Here is an 18,469-nt window from a genome sequence, read left to right as displayed (position 1 = left end):
GGGAGTGTTATGAGTCAGGCATTACCGCTAATTACCCGTCAGGGCGATCGCATTGCCATAGTCAGTGGATTGCGAACGCCATTTGCGCGTCAGGCAACGGCGTTTCATGGCATACCGGCCGTTGACCTGGGGAAAATGGTAGTGGGGGAGATGCTGGCTCGCAGCGAAATTCCGCCTGAGGTCATCGAACAGCTGGTGTTCGGTCAGGTCGTGCAGATGCCTGAAGCCCCCAACATTGCGCGGGAAATCGTCCTTGGTACCGGGATGAATGTGCACACCGATGCCTACAGCGTCAGTCGCGCCTGCGCAACCAGTTTCCAGGCCGTGGCGAACGTCGCCGAAAGCCTGATGGCGGGGACTATCCGCGCCGGGATTGCGGGCGGGGCAGACTCCTCTTCGGTGCTGCCGATTGGGGTCAGTAAAAAGCTGGCGCGTATCCTGGTCGATGCCAACAAAGCCCGTACGACGGGTCAGAAACTCAAACTCTTCTCGCGTTTACGTCTGCGCGATCTGATGCCCGTGCCACCTGCCGTAGCGGAATACTCCACTGGCCTGCGCATGGGCGATACCGCCGAGCAGATGGCGAAAACCTACGGCATTACCCGTGAACAGCAGGATGCGCTGGCGCATCGCTCGCATCAGCTTGCGGCAAAAGCCTGGTCGGAAGGCAAGCTGACCGACGAGGTCATGACCGCCTACATTCCGCCCTATCGCGAACCGCTTGCGGAAGATAACAATATTCGCGGCACCTCGACGCTGGCGGATTACGCAAAGCTGCGCCCGGCGTTTGACCGCAAGCACGGCACGGTGACGGCGGCGAACAGTACGCCGCTGACGGACGGGGCCGCCGCCGTGATCCTGATGACCGAATCCCGCGCGAAAGAGCTGGGCATCACTCCCCTGGGCTATTTACGCAGCTATGCCTTCACCGCCATTGATGTCTGGCAAGACATGTTGTTAGGTCCGGCATGGTCGACGCCGCTGGCGCTGGAGCGCGCGGGGCTGACGATGGCTAATTTAACCCTGATTGATATGCATGAAGCGTTTGCCGCGCAGACTCTGGCAAACGTTCAGCTACTGGCAAGCGAGCGTTTCGCGCGCGATGTGCTGGGCCGCGCCCATGCCACAGGCGAAGTGGATCAGAGTAAGTTCAACGTGCTGGGTGGTTCTATCGCCTACGGTCATCCGTTTGCCGCCACCGGTGCGCGAATGATCACGCAAACATTACATGAACTCCGTCGCCGGGGCGGCGGGTTTGGCCTCGTTACCGCCTGTGCGGCGGGTGGCCTTGGCGCAGCAATGGTTCTGGAGGCTGAATAATGGATATGCCATCTGCATTTAATCTGACGGTTCGCCTCGATAACGTGGCCGTTATCACTATTGATGTGCCTGATGAAAAGATGAATACCCTGAAGGCCGAATTTGGTGTTCAGGTGCGCGCGATGCTAAAGCAGATCCGCGAAAACAAAGCCATTCGCGGCCTGGTGTTTATCTCTGCCAAACCCGACAACTTTATCGCCGGGGCGGATATCAACATGATCGACCGGGCGCAAAACGCACTGGAAGCCGAAGAGCTGGCGCGTCAGGGCCAGCAGGTAATGTCGGAGATCAACAGCCTGCCGATCCCGGTTATCGCAGCGATCCACGGCGCCTGTCTGGGCGGCGGGCTTGAGCTGGCGCTGGCATGTCACAGCAGGATTTGTACTGACGATGCAAAAACCATTCTGGGCCTGCCGGAAGTGCAGCTGGGCCTGCTGCCTGGCTCCGGCGGAACGCAACGACTGCCGCGCCTCGTGGGCGTCAGCACGGCGCTGGAGATGATCTTAACCGGTAAACAGCTGCGTGCCCGTCAGGCGCTGAAAGCCGGTCTGGTCGATGACGTCGTGCCGCAGTCTATTTTACTGGAAGCCGCCGTCGAGCTTGCGCTGAAAGGGCGTCAGGCAAAACGACCTCTGCCGGTCCGCGAGCGCGTTCTGGCTGCTCCGCTGGGAAGAACGCTTCTGTTCAACATGGTGGGCAAAAAGACTGAACAAAAAACCAAAGGCAACTACCCGGCGGCAAAGCGGATCCTGGACGTGATCGAAACCGGGCTGTCGCAGGGAAGCAGCAGCGGCTATGCCGCGGAGGCCAAAGCCTTCGGCGAACTGGCGATGACGCCGCAGTCACAGGCGCTGCGCAGCATCTTCTTCGCCAGCACGGACGTGAAAAAAGATCCTGGCAGCGAGGCTGAGCCTGCACCGTTGCGTGCCATTGGCGTACTGGGTGGGGGGCTCATGGGCGGCGGTATCGCTTTTGTTACCGCCAGCAAAGGCAAATTACCTGTACGAATCAAAGACATCAATCCGAAGGGTATCAACCACGCGCTGCAGTACAGCTGGCAGAACCTTGATCAAAAGGTCAAGCGCCGCCATATCAAGGCAAGCGAGCGTGATAAAACCCTGGCGATGATCTCCGGCACGACGGATTACAGCGGTTTTGCGCACCGCGATCTGGTGATTGAAGCCGTGTTTGAAGATCTGGCGCTTAAGCAGCAGATGGTGGCAGACGTTGAGCAGCATTGCGCCCCGCATACCATTTTTGCCTCCAATACGTCGTCATTGCCGATTAGCGATATCGCGGCGAAAGCCGCGCGTCCGGAGCAGGTGATTGGGCTGCACTTCTTTAGCCCGGTCGAAAAAATGCCGCTGGTGGAAGTTATTCCACACGCGACGACCAGTCCGCAAACCATCGCCACGGTAGTCAAGCTTGCGAAGAAGCAGGGGAAAACGCCGATCGTAGTAGCAGATAAGGCCGGCTTCTACGTCAACCGCATTCTGGCTCCCTATATTAATGAAGCCATGCGGTTGCTGACGGAGGGGGAGAAGATCGAGCACGTCGACGAGGCGCTGGTAAAGTTTGGTTTCCCCGTAGGTCCAATCCAACTTTTGGATGAGGTGGGAATAGACACCGGCACTAAAATTATACCAGTGCTGGAAGCCGCATATGGCGATCGTTTCAGCCCACCTGCAAACATTGTTTCTGCGATTTTGAAGGACGATCGCAAAGGCAGAAAAAATGAACGCGGTTTCTATCTTTACGGCGCGAAAGGGCGTAAAAGCAGGAAACAGGTCGACCCTTCGGTTTATGGACTTATTACGACTTCTGGTCAGGGAAAACTCTCCGCCGTTCAGTGCGCTGAGCGCTGCGTGATGATGATGCTCAATGAAGCGGCGCGCTGCTTTGGTGAACAGGTAATCAAAAGCGCGCGCGATGGCGACATCGGCGCGGTATTTGGCATTGGTTTTCCGCCGTTCCTTGGCGGCCCGTTCCGTTACATGGATACGCTCGGCGCGGGTGAAGTGGTTGCAATCCTGCAGCGTCTGGCTTCGCAGTATGGTCCACGGTTTACACCGTGTGACCAATTATTGCAGATGGCGGAAAGGGGCCAGACATTTTGGCCAGCAAGGGAAACTGTCCTCGTAAGCTGAGGTCAAAGAAGGGTAAATCCTGAAGTGAAGGAACCTGTTCTGGCGATTTTGTAAACAGAGATTGACTATACTTACGCCATTGAGGTAAAAAACAGCGTTTCATTCACCGAATGGATCAGGCACAATGCCCGGCCATCGGGTTTTCTACCTCTCAGCATTTATCGCGGGTAGTTAACGCCGGTGATTCTGGTTAACAAAAGCGGTGCAATATGCAAGTTTTTATCATGCGTCACGGCGACGCGGCACTCGATGCCGCCAGTGACTCAGTACGTCCTTTGACCGTCTGTGGCTGCGACGAATCTCGTCTGATGGCGACCTGGCTTAACGGTCAAAAAGTGGACATCGAACGCGTTCTGGTGAGTCCGTTCCTGCGTGCAGAACAGACGCTGGACGTGGTAGGGGAGTGTATGAACCTACCATCCAGCGTGGATGTTCTCCCTGAACTCACCCCGTGTGGCGATGTAGGCCTTGTCAGCGCTTATCTTCAGGCGCTGTGCAATGAAGGTGTCGCTTCCGCGCTGGTCATTTCCCACCTGCCACTGGTTGGCTATCTGGTATCTGAGCTTTGCCCTGGCGAGACCCCGCCTATGTTCACGACATCCGCTATTGCCAATGTTTCTCTCGACGAAACGGGCAAAGGTGTCTTCAACTGGCAAATGAGTCCGTGCAACCTGAAGATGGCAAAAGCGATCTGACGTGACGTGCGATATGGCGGGGTGCAATGTGTTTCCCGCCATTCTGTCAGGGCAACTCTGGCGGTTGCCACTCTTCCACTTCAATCAACACCAGCAACGCGGCATCTCCGCCGTACTCTTTCGGTGCCTGATGAAAAGCCATCACGTGCGGGTGCTGCGCCAGCCACAGGGGCGTCTGTTGCTTGAGAATATGTTTACCGTGGCCATGCATTACGCAGGCGCAAAAAACATGTTCGCGACGGCAGGCGGCGATCAATGCCCCCAACTCCTGTTTGGCCTGCATCTGCGTTAAGCCGTGGAGATCGAGAAACAGCTCCGGCGAATAATCCCCGCGGCGTAATTTTTTCAGCTCAAAATGGCTGACGTCTTCGCGTACATACTTAACAGCCCCTTGCGTATTAAGCAGCGGCTGAAATTCATCTGAAAAATAGTGGCTGTTATCGGCCTGCTCCTGCAGCAGGCGTTTGACCGGGACTTCGCTGATTTTTTTACGCTGCGGGCGATGAACGATGGTGTCCTGCGCGATCTTACGCGTCCCGGTCATCAGCTGTCGGAAGAGCGCCTGATCCTCCTCGCTGAGCGATGTTTTCTTTTTCATTCGTCATTCTCATCTCGTATTTCCGATAGTGTACCCGACTAAACGCATTTTTTAACCTCAAGCGCGACGCGTCATTGCTGATTTATCGCCGTCTTCATGGCAAACTAGCCGCCGAAAATTATGCGAGCATGCCCTGGAGGAAAGAGTGGATAAAATATTTGTCGATGAAGCAGTAAACGAGCTGCATACCATACAGGACATGTTGCGCTGGTCGGTTAGCCGCTTCAGCGCCGCCAATATCTGGTACGGTCACGGTACCGATAACCCATGGGATGAAGCCGTGCAGCTGGTGCTGCCGTCACTCTACCTGCCGCTGGATATCCCGGAAGACATGCGCACCGCGCGCCTGACCTCCAGCGAAAAACACCGCATCGTTGAGCGCGTGATCCGTCGCGTGAACGAGCGTATTCCGGTCGCCTATCTAACCAACAAAGCCTGGTTCTGCGGCCACGAGTTCTATGTCGATGAACGCGTGCTGGTGCCGCGCTCGCCGATTGGTGAGCTGATTAACAACCACTTTGAAGGCCTGATCGGCCATCAGCCGCAGCACATTCTCGATATGTGTACCGGCAGCGGCTGCATCGCGATTGCCTGCGCGTACGCCTTCCCTGAAGCGGAAGTGGACGCCGTCGATATCTCCACCGACGCGCTGGCCGTGACCGAACACAATATTGAAGAGCACGGCCTGATCCATCACGTTACGCCAATTCGCTCCGATCTGTTCCGCGATCTGCCGACGCTGCAGTACGATCTGATCGTCACCAACCCGCCGTACGTCGATGCGGAAGATATGTCCGATCTGCCGAACGAATACCGCCACGAGCCGGAGCTGGGTCTGGCTTCTGGCTCTGACGGCCTGAAGCTGACCCGCCGCATTCTGGCCTGCGCGCCGGATTATCTGACCGACGACGGCGTTCTGATTTGTGAAGTGGGCAACAGCATGGTACATCTGATAGAGCAGTACCCGGATGTGCCGTTCACCTGGCTTGAGTTCGACAACGGCGGTGACGGCGTCTTTATGCTGACCAAAGCGCAGCTGCTCGACGCGCGCGAACACTTCAGCATCTATAAAGATTAATCCAGCGGGCTTCGGCCCGTTTCACAACGCTCAAACACAAACAACAACATCGGAGCCGTGATGGCAGGAAACACTATTGGACAGTTATTCCGCGTGACCACCTTTGGCGAGTCACACGGGCTGGCGCTGGGCTGTATCGTTGATGGCGTACCGCCAGGCATCGAACTGACCGAAGCCGATTTACAGCACGACCTCGACCGTCGTCGTCCGGGCACCTCTCGCTACACCACGCAGCGTCGCGAGCCGGACCAGGTCAAAATTCTCTCCGGCGTCTTTGAAGGCCGCACCACCGGCACCAGCATTGGTCTGCTGATTGAAAACACCGATCAGCGCTCCCAGGACTACGGCGCCATCAAAGACGTGTTCCGTCCGGGCCACGCCGACTATACCTACGAACAAAAGTACGGGTTCCGCGACTATCGCGGCGGCGGACGCTCTTCCGCCCGTGAAACCGCAATGCGCGTGGCGGCTGGCGCCATTGCCAAAAAATACCTGCAGCAGAAATTTGGCATCATTATCCGCGGCTGTCTGACCCAGATGGGCGACATTCCGCTGGCGATCAAAGACTGGGATCTGGTCGAGCAAAACCCGTTCTTCTGTGCCGATGCCGACAAGCTGGACGCGCTGGACGAACTGATGCGCGGCCTGAAAAAAGAGGGCGACTCCATCGGGGCGAAAGTGACCGTGGTGGCCGATGGCGTCCCGCCAGGCTGGGGCGAGCCGGTATTTGACCGTCTCGACGCCGACATCGCCCACGCGCTGATGAGCATCAACGCGGTGAAGGGCGTTGAGATTGGCGACGGTTTTGACGTGGTATCCCTGCGCGGCAGCCAGAACCGCGACGAAATCACGAAAGCGGGCTTCCAGAGCAACCACGCGGGCGGCATCCTGGGCGGGATCAGCAGCGGGCAGCAGATTGTTGCCAACATCGCGCTGAAGCCAACCTCCAGCATTACCGTGCCGGGCCACACGATTAACCGCGATGGCGAAGAAGTTGAGATGATCACCAAAGGACGTCACGATCCGTGCGTGGGGATCCGCGCGGTGCCGATCGCAGAAGCGATGCTGGCGATCGTGCTGATGGATCACTTCCTGCGCCAGCGCGCGCAGAATGCGGATGTGACGACCACCATTCCACGCTGGTAAACATGAAAAAAACCGCAATTGCTCTGCTGGCGCTGCTGGCCAGTGGAGCCAGTCTGGCCGCCACACCGTGGCAAAAAATCACCCATCCGGTGGCGGGGAGCGCGCAGTCGATCGGCGCTTTTTCCAACGGCTGTATCGTGGGCGCGCAGGAACTTCCGCTGCAATCGGAGACCTATCAGGTGATGCGTACCGACCAGCGTCGTTACTTCGGCCACCCGGATCTGGTGCTGTTCATTCAGCGACTGGGAAACCAGGTTCATAACCTGGGGCTGGGCACGATGCTGATCGGCGATATGGGGATGCCTGCCGGCGGTCGTTTTAACGGTGGACACGCCAGTCACCAGACCGGACTGGATGTGGATATCTTCCTGCAGCTGCCGAAAGCCCGCTGGACCGCAGCCCAACTGCTGAAACCGCAGGCGCTGGATCTGGTGGCGAGCGACGGCAAGCGCGTTGTGCCGTCCCTGTGGACGCGGGACGTATCCAGCATGATCAAGCTGGCGGCAGAAGATAACGACGTCACGCGGATTTTCGTTAACCCGGCCATCAAGCAGCAGCTCTGTCTGGATGCCGGAACCGATCGTGACTGGCTGCGCAAAGTGCGGCCGTGGTTCCAGCATCGTGCGCACATGCACGTTCGTCTGCGCTGCCCGGCGAATAGCCTGGAATGTGAAGATCAGCCGCTACCTCCGCCAGGCGATGGCTGCGGTGCGGAACTGCAAAGCTGGTTTGAACCGGCAAAACCTGGAACCTCTAAGCCTGAGAAGAAGACACCGCCTCCGCTGCCGCCTTCCTGCCAGGCGCTACTGGATGAGCATGTACTTTAATGGATAATTTCGTCGATCTGTTTATGGTGTCACCGCTGCTGCTGGTGGTGCTGTTCTTCGTGGCCATGCTGGCCGGTTTTATTGATGCCCTTGCGGGCGGCGGCGGGTTATTAACCGTACCCGCGCTGCTGGCGGCGGGCATGAGCCCGGCGCAGGCGCTTGCCACCAACAAGCTTCAGGCCTGCGGCGGCTCGCTCTCGGCGTCGCTCTATTTTATCCGCCGCAAGGTGGTGAGCCTGGCCGATCAGAAGCTCAATATCCTGATGACCTTTATTGGTTCCACGTCGGGCGCGCTGCTGGTGCAGCACGTGCAGTCGGATATTTTGCGCCAGATCCTGCCGGTTCTGGTTATCTGCATCGGTCTCTACTTCCTGCTGATGCCAAAGCTCGGTGAGGAAGACCGCCAGCGTCGTCTTCACGGCCTGCCGTTTGCCCTGATTGCCGGGGGCTGCGTCGGTTTTTACGACGGTTTCTTCGGCCCGGGGGCAGGCTCGTTTTACGCGCTGGCGTTCGTGACGCTGGCCGGGTTTAACCTCGCCAAATCCACCGCCCATGCCAAAGTGCTCAACGCCACCTCGAACGTCGGCGGCCTGCTGCTGTTTATCATTGGTGGCAAGGTTATCTGGGCAACCGGGTTTGTGATGATGGCAGGGCAGTTCCTGGGCGCGCGCGCGGGCTCGCGCCTGGTATTAAGCAAAGGGCAAAAACTGATTCGCCCGATGATCGTCATCGTCTCGGCCGTGATGAGCGCCAAACTACTTTATGACAGCCATGGACAGGAGATCCTCACCTGGTTGGGGATACACTAATGAACAGTACGCATAAATACGAACAGCTGATTGAGATTTTCGACGGCTGTTTTGCTGACGATTTTAATACCCGTCTGATTAAAGGCGACGACGAACCGATCTATCTTCCTGCAGATGACGAGGTTCCGTATAACCGCATCGTCTTTGCCCACGGCTTTTACGCCAGCGGCTTGCACGAGATTTCGCACTGGTGCATCGCCGGAAAAGCGCGGCGCGAGCTGGTAGACTTTGGTTACTGGTACTGCCCGGACGGACGTGACGCCGCGACGCAGGGGCAGTTTGAAGATGTGGAAGTCAAACCACAGGCGCTGGAATGGCTGTTCTGCGTCGCGGCGGGTTTCCCGTTCAACGTCAGCTGTGACAACCTCGAAGGCGACTTCGAGCCAGACCGTATCGTCTTCCAGCGCCGCGTGCATGCGCAGGTGATGGAATATCTTGAGAAAGGCATCCCGGAACGTCCGGCGCGCCTGATCGAGGCCTTACAGAATTATTACCACACGCCGGCGATCGCGGCGGAATGCTTCCCTTGGCCGGAAGATCTTTAACAGAGGAAAGAAGATGATCGCAGAATTTGAATCACGCATTCTGGCGTTAATTGATGACATGGTGGAACACGCCAGCGATGATGAGCTGTTCGCCAGCGGTTATCTGCGTGGTCACCTGACGCTCGCGGTAGCCGAGCTTGAAGCGGGGGACGATCACTCTGCCGACGCCGTTCACGAAGAAGTGACCCGCAGTCTGGAGAAAGCCATTCAGGCCGGGGAACTCTCTCCGCGCGACCAGTCTCTGGTGCTGGGCATGTGGGACAACCTGTTCCAGCAGGCAAAAGCGAAGTAAGTGTTTCACCACCCTCTCCCTGTGGGAGAGGGGCGGGGTGAGGGCCCCGGAACGCACCCTATTTAATCTTCTTCCCCTTCAGCAGTTTCCGCACCCACAATCGATTCGGATTCAGGCCCGCAAGCGTAATTCTGTCCAGCGGAATCGGCTCTCCGCTCATTTGTGCTGCTAAGACTTCGGCCAGCAGCGGCGCAGAACACAGCCCGCGAGAACCCAGCCCGCCGAGTATATACAGTTCCGGATAAACCGGAGCGCTCACCGCTTTATCCCGGTTATTAGCAAGGTCCTGATAAACCTCAAGCGTCGCATCATAGTCCGGCACATTTCCCGCCATCGGCAGATGATCGCGGGTGGCGCAGCGCACGCCGCAGCGCGCGTCACCCTCGCTGACGTCAACCTCTTTCGCCCACGCCGCATCCGGGAAGCAGTCAATCAGGCGCTGGCGGTTCTGGGCCTGATCCGCTTCGCTGTAGCGCATATCCGTTTCGCCACGATGATAGCTGGCCCCGATGCAGTGGTGGCCGTTAGACGGATTTTGCGGCGTCAGATAGCCGTCATAGCACAGCACCTGACGCAGTTTGCTCAGTTCAGGCGCGGAAGGAATATGGCTTACCTGGCCGCCGACCGGATAAACCGGCAACGACTCCGTCTGGGCAAACTGGCTGATGTGATGTCCGTTTGCCAGCACAACGCTGGCATGGCGTGCCTCTTTGCCATTAGCAAAACGCAGATCCCAGCATTCTGTCCGGCTCAGCGATTCAACCTTGTAGGCATACTGCACCGTCAGCCCGCGCGACTGCGCCAGGGCAATGGCTGCCGCGGTCAGTTCAGCCGGGCACAGCCAGCCGCCGAGCGGATACTGAATGCCCCCACACCCGGTTTCCACGCCAGCGGTCTCTGCCACCTCTTGCGCACTTACCGCACGGGCAATCTCGTCAGGCAGACCCAGCGACAGCATCTGCGTGATTTTTTGCTGGCTCTTTTCATCCCAGCCGAGCTGCGTCACGCCGCACCAGTCATGGTCAAACGCCACCGGCAGGGCATCGTACAGGCGACGAGCGAAGGTAAACGCTGCCGGGAAAAAACGGAACAGGGCCGGGTCGTGCGCGCTTAAAAGCGGATAGAGCGCCCCCTGGCGGTTGCCGGACGCGCCGCGTGCTGGCGCGTCGTCAGCACAGTAGAGCGTGACCTGCCAGCCGCGGTGGAGAAGCGCGAGAGACAGCAGAGCGCTGGCGATCCCCCCGCCAACTATCGCCACCTCACGTGATGCGCTGGCGCGGCGCGCAAACCAGGGAGCACTGGCGGGGATATCCAGAGTCTGCTCCATTCTGCCGACCAGCATGTCGCGCTTGCGGCCAAAACCTTTGGTTTTCTGCATGGTAAAGCCCGCCTCCTGTAGTCCGCGGCGGACAAAGCCTGCCGAGGTGAAGGTGGCAAGCGTTGCGCCCGGGCGCGCCAGCCGCGCCATCGCGCTAAACAGATGCTGGCTCCACATGTCCGGGTTTTTGGCGGGGGCAAAGCCGTCAAGGAACCAGGCGTCCACCGTCTGATTCATCGAATCATCGAGCGTATCGGTCAGGTCATTGATGTCGCCAAGCCATAAATCCAGCGTCACGCGTCCGCCGTCCAGAATCAGACGGTGGCAGCCGCCGATGTGGGGTGGCCACTGCGCCTGAAGCTGCTCCGCCCAAGCACCAAGCTCTGGCCAGCGCTGATGAGCGAGCCGCAGATCGTGCGCGGTGAGCGGGAATTTTTCAAAACTGATGAAATGTAATCTTTGTAGCGTAGCCTCAGGGTGGGCAGCGTGAAACTGGTCAAACGCCTGCCAGAGGGTCAGAAAATTGAGCCCGGTACCGAATCCGCTTTCCGCGACCACAAACAGGCTCCGCGGATGCTCCGGGAAGCGGGTGCTGAGCTGGTTTCCGTCGAGGAAAACATAGCGAGTTTCTTCGAGTCCGTTATCATTAGAAAAATAGACGTCATCAAAATCTCGGGAAACAGGTGTACCCTCAGCGTTGAATTCGAGGTTGGCGGGTTGTATAGCGTTTTGTTTCACGTAAGTTACTCGTCTGACAGGCAGTGGCACGATCTTAACGATGTGAGTCCATCGGTGCAAATTTCCGCAGAAAATGTCTGATCGGACTTGTTCGGCGTACAAGTGTACGCTATTGTGCGACTCGAAACTTACTATAGTGCGACTTACAGAGGTATTGAATGAAACGTGCAGTGATTACTGGCCTGGGCATTGTTTCCAGCATCGGTAATAACCAGCAGGAAGTCCTGGCATCTCTGCGTGAAGGACGCTCCGGGATCACTTTCTCTGAAGAGTTTAAAGATTCAGGTATGCGCAGCCACGTATGGGGTAACGTCAAACTGGACACCACCGGTTTGATTGACCGCAAAGTGGTTCGTTTCATGAACGATGCCTCTATTTATGCTTATCTCTCCATGCAGGAAGCGATCAAAGATTCCGGCCTGAGCGAAGAGGTTTATCAGAACAACCCGCGCGTGGGTCTGATTGCCGGTTCCGGCGGCTCATCTAAAGCGCAGGTATTCGGTGCTGACGCAATGCGTAGCCCGCGTGGTCTGAAAGCGGTAGGTCCGTACGTGGTTACTAAAGCCATGGGTTCTGCGGTTTCCGCATGCCTGGCGACCCCGTTCAAAATCCACGGTGTGAACTACTCCATCAGCTCCGCGTGTGCGACCTCCGCGCACTGCATCGGTAATGCTGTTGAGCAGATCCAGCTGGGTAAACAGGACATCGTATTTGCTGGCGGCGGCGAAGAGCTGGGCTGGGAAATGGCCTGTGAATTCGACGCGATGGGCGCACTGTCTACCAAGTATAATGAGACTCCGGACAAAGCCTCCCGTACCTACGATGCGCACCGTGACGGTTTCGTCATCGCGGGCGGCGGCGGTATGGTTGTGGTTGAAGAGCTGGAGCATGCCCTGGCACGTGGCGCGCACATCTACGCTGAGATCGTGGGCTACGGTGCGACGTCTGACGGTGCCGACATGGTTGCGCCATCCGGCGAAGGCGCGGTGCGCTGCATGAAGATGGCGATGCACGGCGTTGACACCCCAATCGACTACCTGAACTCCCACGGTACCTCTACTCCGGTAGGCGACGTGAAAGAGCTGGGTGCGATCCGTGAAGTCTTCGGCGACAACAGCCCGGCGATCTCCGCGACTAAAGCCATGACCGGTCACTCTCTGGGTGCGGCTGGCGTGCAGGAAGCGATCTACTCTCTGCTGATGCTGGAAAACGGCTTTATCGCGCCAAGCATCAACATTGAAGAGATGGACGAGCAGGCTGCCGGCCTGAACATCGTGACCAAACCAACGGAAGCGACGCTGACTACCGTCATGTCAAACAGCTTCGGCTTCGGTGGTACCAACGCCACGCTGGTTATGCGTAAGCTGAAAGCATAAGTTTTAAGTTTGATTCCGAAAGGGAGCCATAAGGCTCCCTTTTTTATGCATTGACAAGCGGCTGATCTCACAGGCAAACTTCACCCCTCAACATTATCCTCACGATAATGCGTAAGCGTTTAACGTCAACCAACGCGCCTTAATCCTGATAATCAGGTAGAGGGGGCGTGGGATTTTCCCGCCTTACTCTTCATTTCGGAGTAAAGCATGACTGCAGTAACTCAAACAGAAACAACCCCTTCAGCGAACGTCTCGCTGTTCCGTATCGCCTTTGCGGTATTCCTGACCTATATGACCGTTGGCCTGCCGCTGCCGGTGATCCCACTTTTCGTTCATCAGGAACTGGGCTATGGCAACACCATGGTCGGCATTGCCGTGGGCATTCAATTTTTAGCCACGGTATTAACCCGCGGTTACGCCGGACGTCTGGCGGATCAGCACGGTGCCAAGCGCTCGGCGCTGCAGGGCATGTTTGCCTGCGGGCTAGCGGGCGGCGCCTGGCTGCTGGCGGCTCTACTGCCGGTCGATGCCGCGTATAAATTTGCGCTGCTTGTACTGGGCCGTTTAATTCTTGGCTTCGGTGAAAGCCAGCTGCTGACCGGCACCCTGACCTGGGGAATGGGGCTGGTGGGGCCTGCTCGTTCCGGTAAGGTGATGTCCTGGAACGGTATGGCCATCTATGGCGCGCTGGCTGCCGGTGCGCCGCTTGGGCTGCTTATCAATAGCCAGTTTGGATTTGCGGCATTGGCCGCAACCACCATGGTTTTACCTCTGCTGGCGTGGGCGTTTAACGGCTCGGTGCGTAAGGTGCCCGCGCACAAAGGCGAGCGACCTTCCCTGTGGAGCGTGGTCGGCCAAATCTGGCAGCCGGGTCTTGGCCTGGCGCTGCAGGGCGTGGGTTTTGCGGTGATTGGGACGTTCGTTTCGCTCTATTTTATGAGCCGTGGCTGGGCGATGGCCGGTTTTACACTCACCGCTTTTGGCGGCGCGTTTGTGCTAATGCGCGTCTTCTTCGGCTGGATGCCGGATCGCTTTGGCGGCGTGAAGGTGGCGGTGGCGTCGCTGGTGATTGAGACCATCGGTCTGCTGCTGCTGTGGAATGCTCCCGTGGCTTCCGTTGCGTTGCTTGGTGCGGCGCTGACCGGCTGCGGCTGTTCACTGATCTTCCCGGCGCTGGGTGTTGAAGTGGTGAAGCGCGTAGCCCCGCAGGTGCGCGGTACGGCGCTGGGCGGCTATGCGGCGTTTCAGGATATCTCATACGGGGTAACCGGACCGCTGGCCGGGGTGTTAGCCACCTCGTTTGGCTATCCGTCCGTCTTCCTGGCAGGTGCGGTTTCCGCGGTGGTTGGGATTATTGTGACGCTGATGGCGTTTCGCAGGGCTTGAGCCGTTGTAGGCCCGGTAAGCGCAGCGCCACCGGGCCAAACCTCAGACAACCAGCCAGAAAATCGCCAGTGCAATCAGTAGCGCAATAAACATCAACCCCGGACGCGCGGAGAGCGTTCTGAAGGTTTCCACGACCGGCGCAAACAGCGGGCTGTAGATCGGCTGAATGTTTCTTACCTCCGGCACGCCGCCTTCACGCTCTGCGCGGCGAACGAAGATCTGGTTGAGCAGATCCTGCACCTGCGCGGTGGTCAGTACCGTCTGCGGCGTGGCCTGCCAGTTTTGCTGGGCGTAATCCCGAATCACCTCGAACTCGTGCGGCTCAAGCGGCTGTTTCAGCGCGGCCTGGACGGTATGCAGGGTAGGGGCGCTCTGGGTGCTGAGCGTCTGGCGCGCCTGAAGCCAGGTCACCAGATGAGTAAACTGTTTGGCCGGGATTAACTCACCCGCCTTCACGCCGGACAGCTCCAGCATGGATTGCCAGATAAGCTTCGTCGGCTCGCCGGTGGCCGCTGCCAGCTTCGTCACCATCTGCTTGAGCGTATTGTGCTCCGCGGGCAGCAGCGGACGCTCGGTCGCCGGGCGCACCTGTGGCTGCGGAATAGACAGCTCGTTATTCTGCAGCAGGGTCAGCACGGTTTTGAGCTGGTCGGGCGTCAGCTGGCCCAGCGCGGTCTGACCATACTGCTGGCGAATAAAATCACTTACCGCCTGGCGGTTATTTCCCTGACCCAGCAGCTCCGTCAGCTGAGAAACAATCTGGCGGGTGGTGTGGTTCTGCTGCGCGGTCGTAATACGCTGGTTCAGATTTTGTTCGGCCGCTGGGAAATGGCGCGACTGCAGCGGTGCGTCGTTTCTCACGCCTAAATCATGCTTTACCCCGGCCCAGACTTCCGCGTTCTGCTGCGAAGTCAGCGCAATCAGGCGCGTGATCAGTCGCTCCAGCACGGTGCGCTGTTGCGTGGATAGCGGTTGTTCACCGGCAACGTTTGGCGTGACCGGGCCTTCACCCGGAGGGCGTGGCGGCGTACCTGAAATGGGCTGCATCGTCAAAAATCCTTAAAGTCAAAACTCAGCGTAAACCTGGCAGACGTATATGCCTGGCGGCCAGATTATGGCACACTTGGCAGGTTTTCTTCCTCTCAAACAGGTACTCAGACGTGAAAATCCTCGTTGATGAAAATATGCCTTACGCCCGTGAGCTATTTAGCCGCCTGGGTAACGTAAAGGCTGTTCCTGGTCGCCCGATCCCGGTCAACGAACTGGACGATGCCGACGCCCTGATGGTGCGCTCGGTGACCAAAGTAAATGAGGCGTTGCTCGCCGGTAAGGCGATTAAGTTCGTTGGGACCGCAACGGCAGGGACCGATCATGTGGATGATAAATGGCTGAAGCAGGCCGGAATCGGTTTTTCCGCCGCACCGGGCTGCAACGCCATTGCCGTCGTGGAATACGTTTTCTCCTCTCTGCTGATGCTGGCCGAGCGCGACGGTTTTGCGCTGAAAGACCGCACCGTGGGGATTGTCGGCGTGGGTAACGTCGGCGGGCGCCTGCAAAAGCGCCTGGAAGCGTTAGGGATCCGCACTCTGCTGTGCGATCCGCCGCGCAAAGACAACGGCGAGGACGGGGATTTCCGCTCGCTGGACGAGCTGGTTGAACAGTGTGACGTGCTGACGTTCCACACGCCGCTGTTTAAAGAGGGTCCGTATAAGTCGCTGCATCTTGCCGATGAGGCGCTCATTCGCCGTCTGAAGGCTGGCACTATTCTGATAAATGCCTGTCGTGGTCCGGTAGTCGATAACGCCGCGTTGCTGACGTGTCTGAACGAAGGACAAGATCTCAGCGTGGTGCTGGACGTCTGGGAGCCGGAGCCGGACCTCAACGTTGAGCTGCTTAACAAGGTGGACGTGGGCACCGCGCATATCGCCGGTTATACCCTCGAAGGGAAAGCCCGCGGCACGACGCAGGTCTTCGAGGCCTATAGCGCCTTTATCGGCCATCCGCAGCAGGTGGCGCTGGATACCTTACTCCCCGCGCCTGAATTTGGCCGCATTACTCTCCACGGCCCGCTCGATCAGGGAACGCTGAAAAGGCTGGTGCATTTGGTGTATGATGTGCGCCGCGATGATGCGCTGCTGCGTAAAGTGGCGGGGATCCCGGGCGAGTTTGATAAGCTGCGCAAGAACTACGTTGAGCGCCGCGAGTGGTCTTCCCTGTATGTGATGTGCGACGACGCCCCGGCGGCGACGCTGCTGCACAAGCTGGGGTTTAACGCCGTTCATCACCCGGCGCATTAATGTCTTCTTAATGCTCCCTGTCGGATACTCCGACAGGGACGCTTTTTTATTTCTGGAGTAAACCACCATGTCTGAAGGCTGGAACATTGCCATTTTAGGTGCCACGGGTGCCGTGGGCGAAGCCCTGCTCGAAACGCTTGCTGAGCGTCAGTTCCCGGTGGGCGATATCTATGCGCTGGCGCGTACCGATAGCGCGGGTGAGCATCTGCGTTTTAACAGTAAATCCGTCATGGTTCAGGATGCGGCGGCGTTCGACTGGACGCAGGCGCAGCTGGCGTTTTTCGCTGCAGGTGCTGAAGCCACTGCGGCGTACGTTGAAGAGGCGACCAACGCAGGCTGCCTGGTGATTGACCTGAGCGGCCTGTTCTCCATGGAGCCGGATGTGCCGCTGGTGGTGCCGGACGTGAACCCGTTTGTGCTGGCTGACTACCGCAACCGTAACGTTATTGCGGTCCCCAACAGCCTGACCAGCCAGCTGCTGACTGCACTGAAACCGCTGATCGACGACGGCGGCCTGTCGCGCATTACCGTCACCAGCCTGCTGTCGGCGTCCGCAAACGGCAAAAAGGCCGTTGACGCGCTGGCCGGGCAGAGCGCGAAGCTGCTGAACGGCATTCCAATTGATGAAGATGATTTCTTTGGCCGCCAGCTGGCGTTCAACATGCTGCCGCTATTGCCGGATCGCGAGGGCTCCGTGCGCGAAGAGCGCCGTATCGTCGATGAGGTGCGTAAAATTCTGCAGGACGATGGCCTGATGATCTCCGCAAGCGTCGTACAGTCCCCGGTCTTCTACGGTCATGCGCAGATGGTCGGCTTTGAAGCGCTGCGTCCGCTGGCTGCAGAAGAGGCGCGCGATGCGTTTGGCCGCGGGGAAGACATCGTCCTCTCTGAAGAGAGCGAGTTCCCGACCCAGGTAGGCGATGCTACCGGTAGCGCGCATCTTTCCGTTGGCTGCGTGCGTAACGACTACGGTATGCCGGAGCAGGTCCAGTTCTGGTCCGTTGCCGACAACGTTCGCTTCGGCGGCGCGCTGATGGCGGTCAAGATCGCTGAAAAACTGGTGCAGGAGTACCTGTACTGATGTCAGACGTGGAACAAACGCCGGTTCATAAAATTGCCCTCGGTATTGAATACGACGGCAGTAAATATTATGGCTGGCAGCGTCAAAATGAGGTGCGCAGCGTTCAGGAGAAGCTGGAGAAAGCGCTCTCTCAGGTGGCAAACGAGCCGATTAACGTCCTGTGCGCAGGCCGTACGGATGCCGGCGTTCACGGCACGGGGCAGGTGGTTCACTTTGAAACCACCGCCGTGCGTAAGGATGCCGCCTGGACGCTGGGCGTAAATGCGAATTTACCTGGTGACATTGCGGTGCGCTGGGTGAAAGCTGTGCCGGATGATTTTCACGCGCGCTTCAGCGCCACGGCGCGCCGTTACCGCTACGTCATCTACAATCAGCGCCTGCGTCCGGCTGTGTTAAGCCAGGGCGTGACGCATTTTTATGAACCGCTCGACGCAGAACGTATGCATCGCGCGGCGCAGTGTCTGATTGGTGAAAATGACTTTACGTCGTTTCGTGCGGTGCAGTGTCAATCCCGTACGCCGTGGCGCAACGTCATGCACATCAACGTCAGCCGTTTTGGCGCGTATGTGGTGGTGGATATCAAAGCCAATGCCTTTGTACATCATATGGTTCGGAATATTGTGGGCAGCCTGATGGAAGTAGGTGCCGGACACCAGCCGGAGAGCTGGATTGCAGACCTGCTGGCAGCGAAGGACAGAACGCTTGCGGCAGCCACGGCGAAAGCGGAAGGATTGTATCTGGTCTCAGTAGACTATCCGGAACGATTTGACCTGCCGAAACCGCCAATGGGCCCGCTGTTTTTAGCGGACTAAACAA

The 18,469-nt window shown here is 58.2% G+C and carries 17 protein-coding genes; 14 read left to right on the top strand and 3 right to left on the bottom strand.

Going from position 1 to position 18,469, the window contains the following annotated elements:
* Positions 1 to 9 precede the first annotated feature (9 nt).
* The 3 genes from fadI (at position 10) to sixA (ending at position 4,162) form a co-directional block, all read left to right on the top strand.
* Positions 10 to 1,320 (top strand): acetyl-CoA C-acyltransferase FadI, encoded by a 1,311-nt coding sequence (gene fadI / locus AB3N39_RS14790; protein WP_133294870.1) that lies wholly within the window; start codon positions 10 to 12, stop codon positions 1,318 to 1,320.
* Entirely contained in the window at positions 1,320 to 3,467 is a 2,148-nt protein-coding gene (gene fadJ, locus AB3N39_RS14785; protein WP_143345356.1) for a fatty acid oxidation complex subunit alpha FadJ, read from the top strand. The genes fadI and fadJ overlap by 1 nt, the downstream gene beginning before the upstream one ends.
* A 209-nt stretch (positions 3,468 to 3,676) precedes the next feature.
* Entirely contained in the window at positions 3,677 to 4,162 is a 486-nt protein-coding gene (gene sixA, locus AB3N39_RS14780; protein ID WP_045330962.1) for a phosphohistidine phosphatase SixA, read from the top strand.
* Positions 4,163 to 4,208: 46 nt separating this feature from the next.
* Here the strand turns inward: sixA and smrB are convergent, their stop codons facing one another.
* Positions 4,209 to 4,760 (bottom strand): endonuclease SmrB, encoded by a 552-nt coding sequence (gene smrB, locus AB3N39_RS14775; protein ID WP_008502613.1) that lies wholly within the window; start codon positions 4,758 to 4,760, stop codon positions 4,209 to 4,211.
* A gap of 145 nt (positions 4,761 to 4,905) precedes the next feature.
* Here smrB and prmB point away from each other — a divergent pair, with 145 nt between their 5' ends.
* Genes prmB through AB3N39_RS14745 form a run of 6 tightly spaced genes read left to right on the top strand, consistent with a single transcriptional unit; the run spans position 4,906 to position 9,457 of the window.
* Positions 4,906 to 5,838, top strand: a complete 933-nt coding sequence (prmB, locus tag AB3N39_RS14770) for a 50S ribosomal protein L3 N(5)-glutamine methyltransferase (RefSeq protein WP_008502612.1) — start codon at positions 4,906 to 4,908, stop codon at positions 5,836 to 5,838.
* A 60-nt stretch (positions 5,839 to 5,898) separates the two neighbouring features.
* A complete protein-coding gene (gene aroC / locus AB3N39_RS14765) occupies positions 5,899 to 6,984 on the top strand; it encodes a chorismate synthase (protein ID WP_143345355.1) in 1,086 nt (361 codons plus the stop codon).
* Positions 6,985 to 6,986: 2 nt separating this feature from the next.
* A complete protein-coding gene (gene mepA, locus AB3N39_RS14760; RefSeq protein WP_133294868.1) occupies positions 6,987 to 7,811 on the top strand; it encodes a penicillin-insensitive murein endopeptidase in 825 nt (274 codons plus the stop codon).
* Complete coding sequence (locus tag AB3N39_RS14755; protein WP_136195504.1) at positions 7,811 to 8,620, top strand: sulfite exporter TauE/SafE family protein; 810 nt, start codon at positions 7,811 to 7,813, stop codon at positions 8,618 to 8,620. The genes mepA and AB3N39_RS14755 overlap by 1 nt, the downstream gene beginning before the upstream one ends.
* Positions 8,620 to 9,165 (top strand): elongation factor P hydroxylase, encoded by a 546-nt coding sequence (locus AB3N39_RS14750; RefSeq protein WP_111965248.1) that lies wholly within the window; start codon positions 8,620 to 8,622, stop codon positions 9,163 to 9,165. The genes AB3N39_RS14755 and AB3N39_RS14750 overlap by 1 nt, the downstream gene beginning before the upstream one ends.
* A gap of 13 nt (positions 9,166 to 9,178) precedes the next feature.
* On the top strand, positions 9,179 to 9,457 hold the full coding sequence (locus tag AB3N39_RS14745) for a YfcL family protein (RefSeq protein ID WP_048029667.1): 279 nt from the start codon (positions 9,179 to 9,181) through the stop codon (positions 9,455 to 9,457).
* Positions 9,458 to 9,515: 58 nt separating this feature from the next.
* On the opposite strand, the gene mnmC is transcribed toward AB3N39_RS14745, so the two are convergent.
* Positions 9,516 to 11,513, bottom strand: coding sequence for a bifunctional tRNA (5-methylaminomethyl-2-thiouridine)(34)-methyltransferase MnmD/FAD-dependent 5-carboxymethylaminomethyl-2-thiouridine(34) oxidoreductase MnmC (gene mnmC / locus AB3N39_RS14740; RefSeq protein WP_367896834.1), 1,998 nt, complete (start codon positions 11,511 to 11,513; stop codon positions 9,516 to 9,518).
* A gap of 158 nt (positions 11,514 to 11,671) precedes the next feature.
* On the opposite strand from mnmC, the gene fabB reads away from it, so the two are divergent.
* Together fabB and AB3N39_RS14730 are read left to right on the top strand one after the other, a co-directional pair.
* Complete coding sequence (gene fabB, locus AB3N39_RS14735) at positions 11,672 to 12,889, top strand: beta-ketoacyl-ACP synthase I (protein WP_014832795.1); 1,218 nt, start codon at positions 11,672 to 11,674, stop codon at positions 12,887 to 12,889.
* Positions 12,890 to 13,096: 207 nt separating this feature from the next.
* Entirely contained in the window at positions 13,097 to 14,275 is a 1,179-nt protein-coding gene (locus AB3N39_RS14730) for an MFS transporter (protein WP_136195502.1), read from the top strand.
* Between the two features lie 42 nt (positions 14,276 to 14,317).
* Here AB3N39_RS14730 and flk read toward each other — a convergent pair whose 3' ends face one another.
* On the bottom strand, positions 14,318 to 15,322 hold the full coding sequence (gene flk, locus AB3N39_RS14725) for a flagella biosynthesis regulator Flk (protein ID WP_045402671.1): 1,005 nt from the start codon (positions 15,320 to 15,322) through the stop codon (positions 14,318 to 14,320).
* A gap of 113 nt (positions 15,323 to 15,435) precedes the next feature.
* On the opposite strand from flk, the gene pdxB reads away from it, so the two are divergent.
* The 3 genes from pdxB to truA all read left to right on the top strand — a co-directional run bounded on the left by pdxB (position 15,436) and on the right by truA (position 18,465).
* Complete coding sequence (gene pdxB / locus AB3N39_RS14720) at positions 15,436 to 16,572, top strand: 4-phosphoerythronate dehydrogenase PdxB (RefSeq protein ID WP_136195500.1); 1,137 nt, start codon at positions 15,436 to 15,438, stop codon at positions 16,570 to 16,572.
* A 67-nt stretch (positions 16,573 to 16,639) separates the two neighbouring features.
* A complete protein-coding gene (locus tag AB3N39_RS14715) occupies positions 16,640 to 17,653 on the top strand; it encodes an aspartate-semialdehyde dehydrogenase (protein ID WP_032646629.1) in 1,014 nt (337 codons plus the stop codon).
* Positions 17,653 to 18,465, top strand: a complete 813-nt coding sequence (gene truA, locus AB3N39_RS14710) for a tRNA pseudouridine(38-40) synthase TruA (RefSeq protein ID WP_111965254.1) — start codon at positions 17,653 to 17,655, stop codon at positions 18,463 to 18,465. The genes AB3N39_RS14715 and truA overlap by 1 nt, the downstream gene beginning before the upstream one ends.
* The last annotated feature ends 4 nt before the right edge of the window (positions 18,466 to 18,469 follow it).

It is taken from the genome of Enterobacter vonholyi (genome assembly GCF_040834095.1).
Lineage (GTDB): Bacteria > Pseudomonadota > Gammaproteobacteria > Enterobacterales > Enterobacteriaceae > Enterobacter > Enterobacter vonholyi.
The sequence above is the reverse complement of the archived record's forward strand: the minus strand, read 5'-3'. Positions and strand labels throughout refer to the sequence as shown.

Coding starts and splice junctions, on each gene's coding strand:
- fadI (WP_133294870.1), top strand. CDS start 10: ATGAGTCAGGCATTACCGCTAATTACCCGTCAGGGCGATCGCATTGCC.
- AB3N39_RS14730 (WP_136195502.1), top strand. CDS start 13,097: ATGACTGCAGTAACTCAAACAGAAACAACCCCTTCAGCGAACGTCTCG.
- AB3N39_RS14715 (WP_032646629.1), top strand. CDS start 16,640: ATGTCTGAAGGCTGGAACATTGCCATTTTAGGTGCCACGGGTGCCGTG.
- smrB (WP_008502613.1), bottom strand. CDS start 4,760: ATGAAAAAGAAAACATCGCTCAGCGAGGAGGATCAGGCGCTCTTCCGA.
- AB3N39_RS14755 (WP_136195504.1), top strand. CDS start 7,811: ATGGATAATTTCGTCGATCTGTTTATGGTGTCACCGCTGCTGCTGGTG.
- fadJ (WP_143345356.1), top strand. CDS start 1,320: ATGGATATGCCATCTGCATTTAATCTGACGGTTCGCCTCGATAACGTG.
- flk (WP_045402671.1), bottom strand. CDS start 15,322: ATGCAGCCCATTTCAGGTACGCCGCCACGCCCTCCGGGTGAAGGCCCG.
- truA (WP_111965254.1), top strand. CDS start 17,653: ATGTCAGACGTGGAACAAACGCCGGTTCATAAAATTGCCCTCGGTATT.
- mepA (WP_133294868.1), top strand. CDS start 6,987: ATGAAAAAAACCGCAATTGCTCTGCTGGCGCTGCTGGCCAGTGGAGCC.
- AB3N39_RS14750 (WP_111965248.1), top strand. CDS start 8,620: ATGAACAGTACGCATAAATACGAACAGCTGATTGAGATTTTCGACGGC.
- AB3N39_RS14745 (WP_048029667.1), top strand. CDS start 9,179: ATGATCGCAGAATTTGAATCACGCATTCTGGCGTTAATTGATGACATG.
- aroC (WP_143345355.1), top strand. CDS start 5,899: ATGGCAGGAAACACTATTGGACAGTTATTCCGCGTGACCACCTTTGGC.
- fabB (WP_014832795.1), top strand. CDS start 11,672: ATGAAACGTGCAGTGATTACTGGCCTGGGCATTGTTTCCAGCATCGGT.
- sixA (WP_045330962.1), top strand. CDS start 3,677: ATGCAAGTTTTTATCATGCGTCACGGCGACGCGGCACTCGATGCCGCC.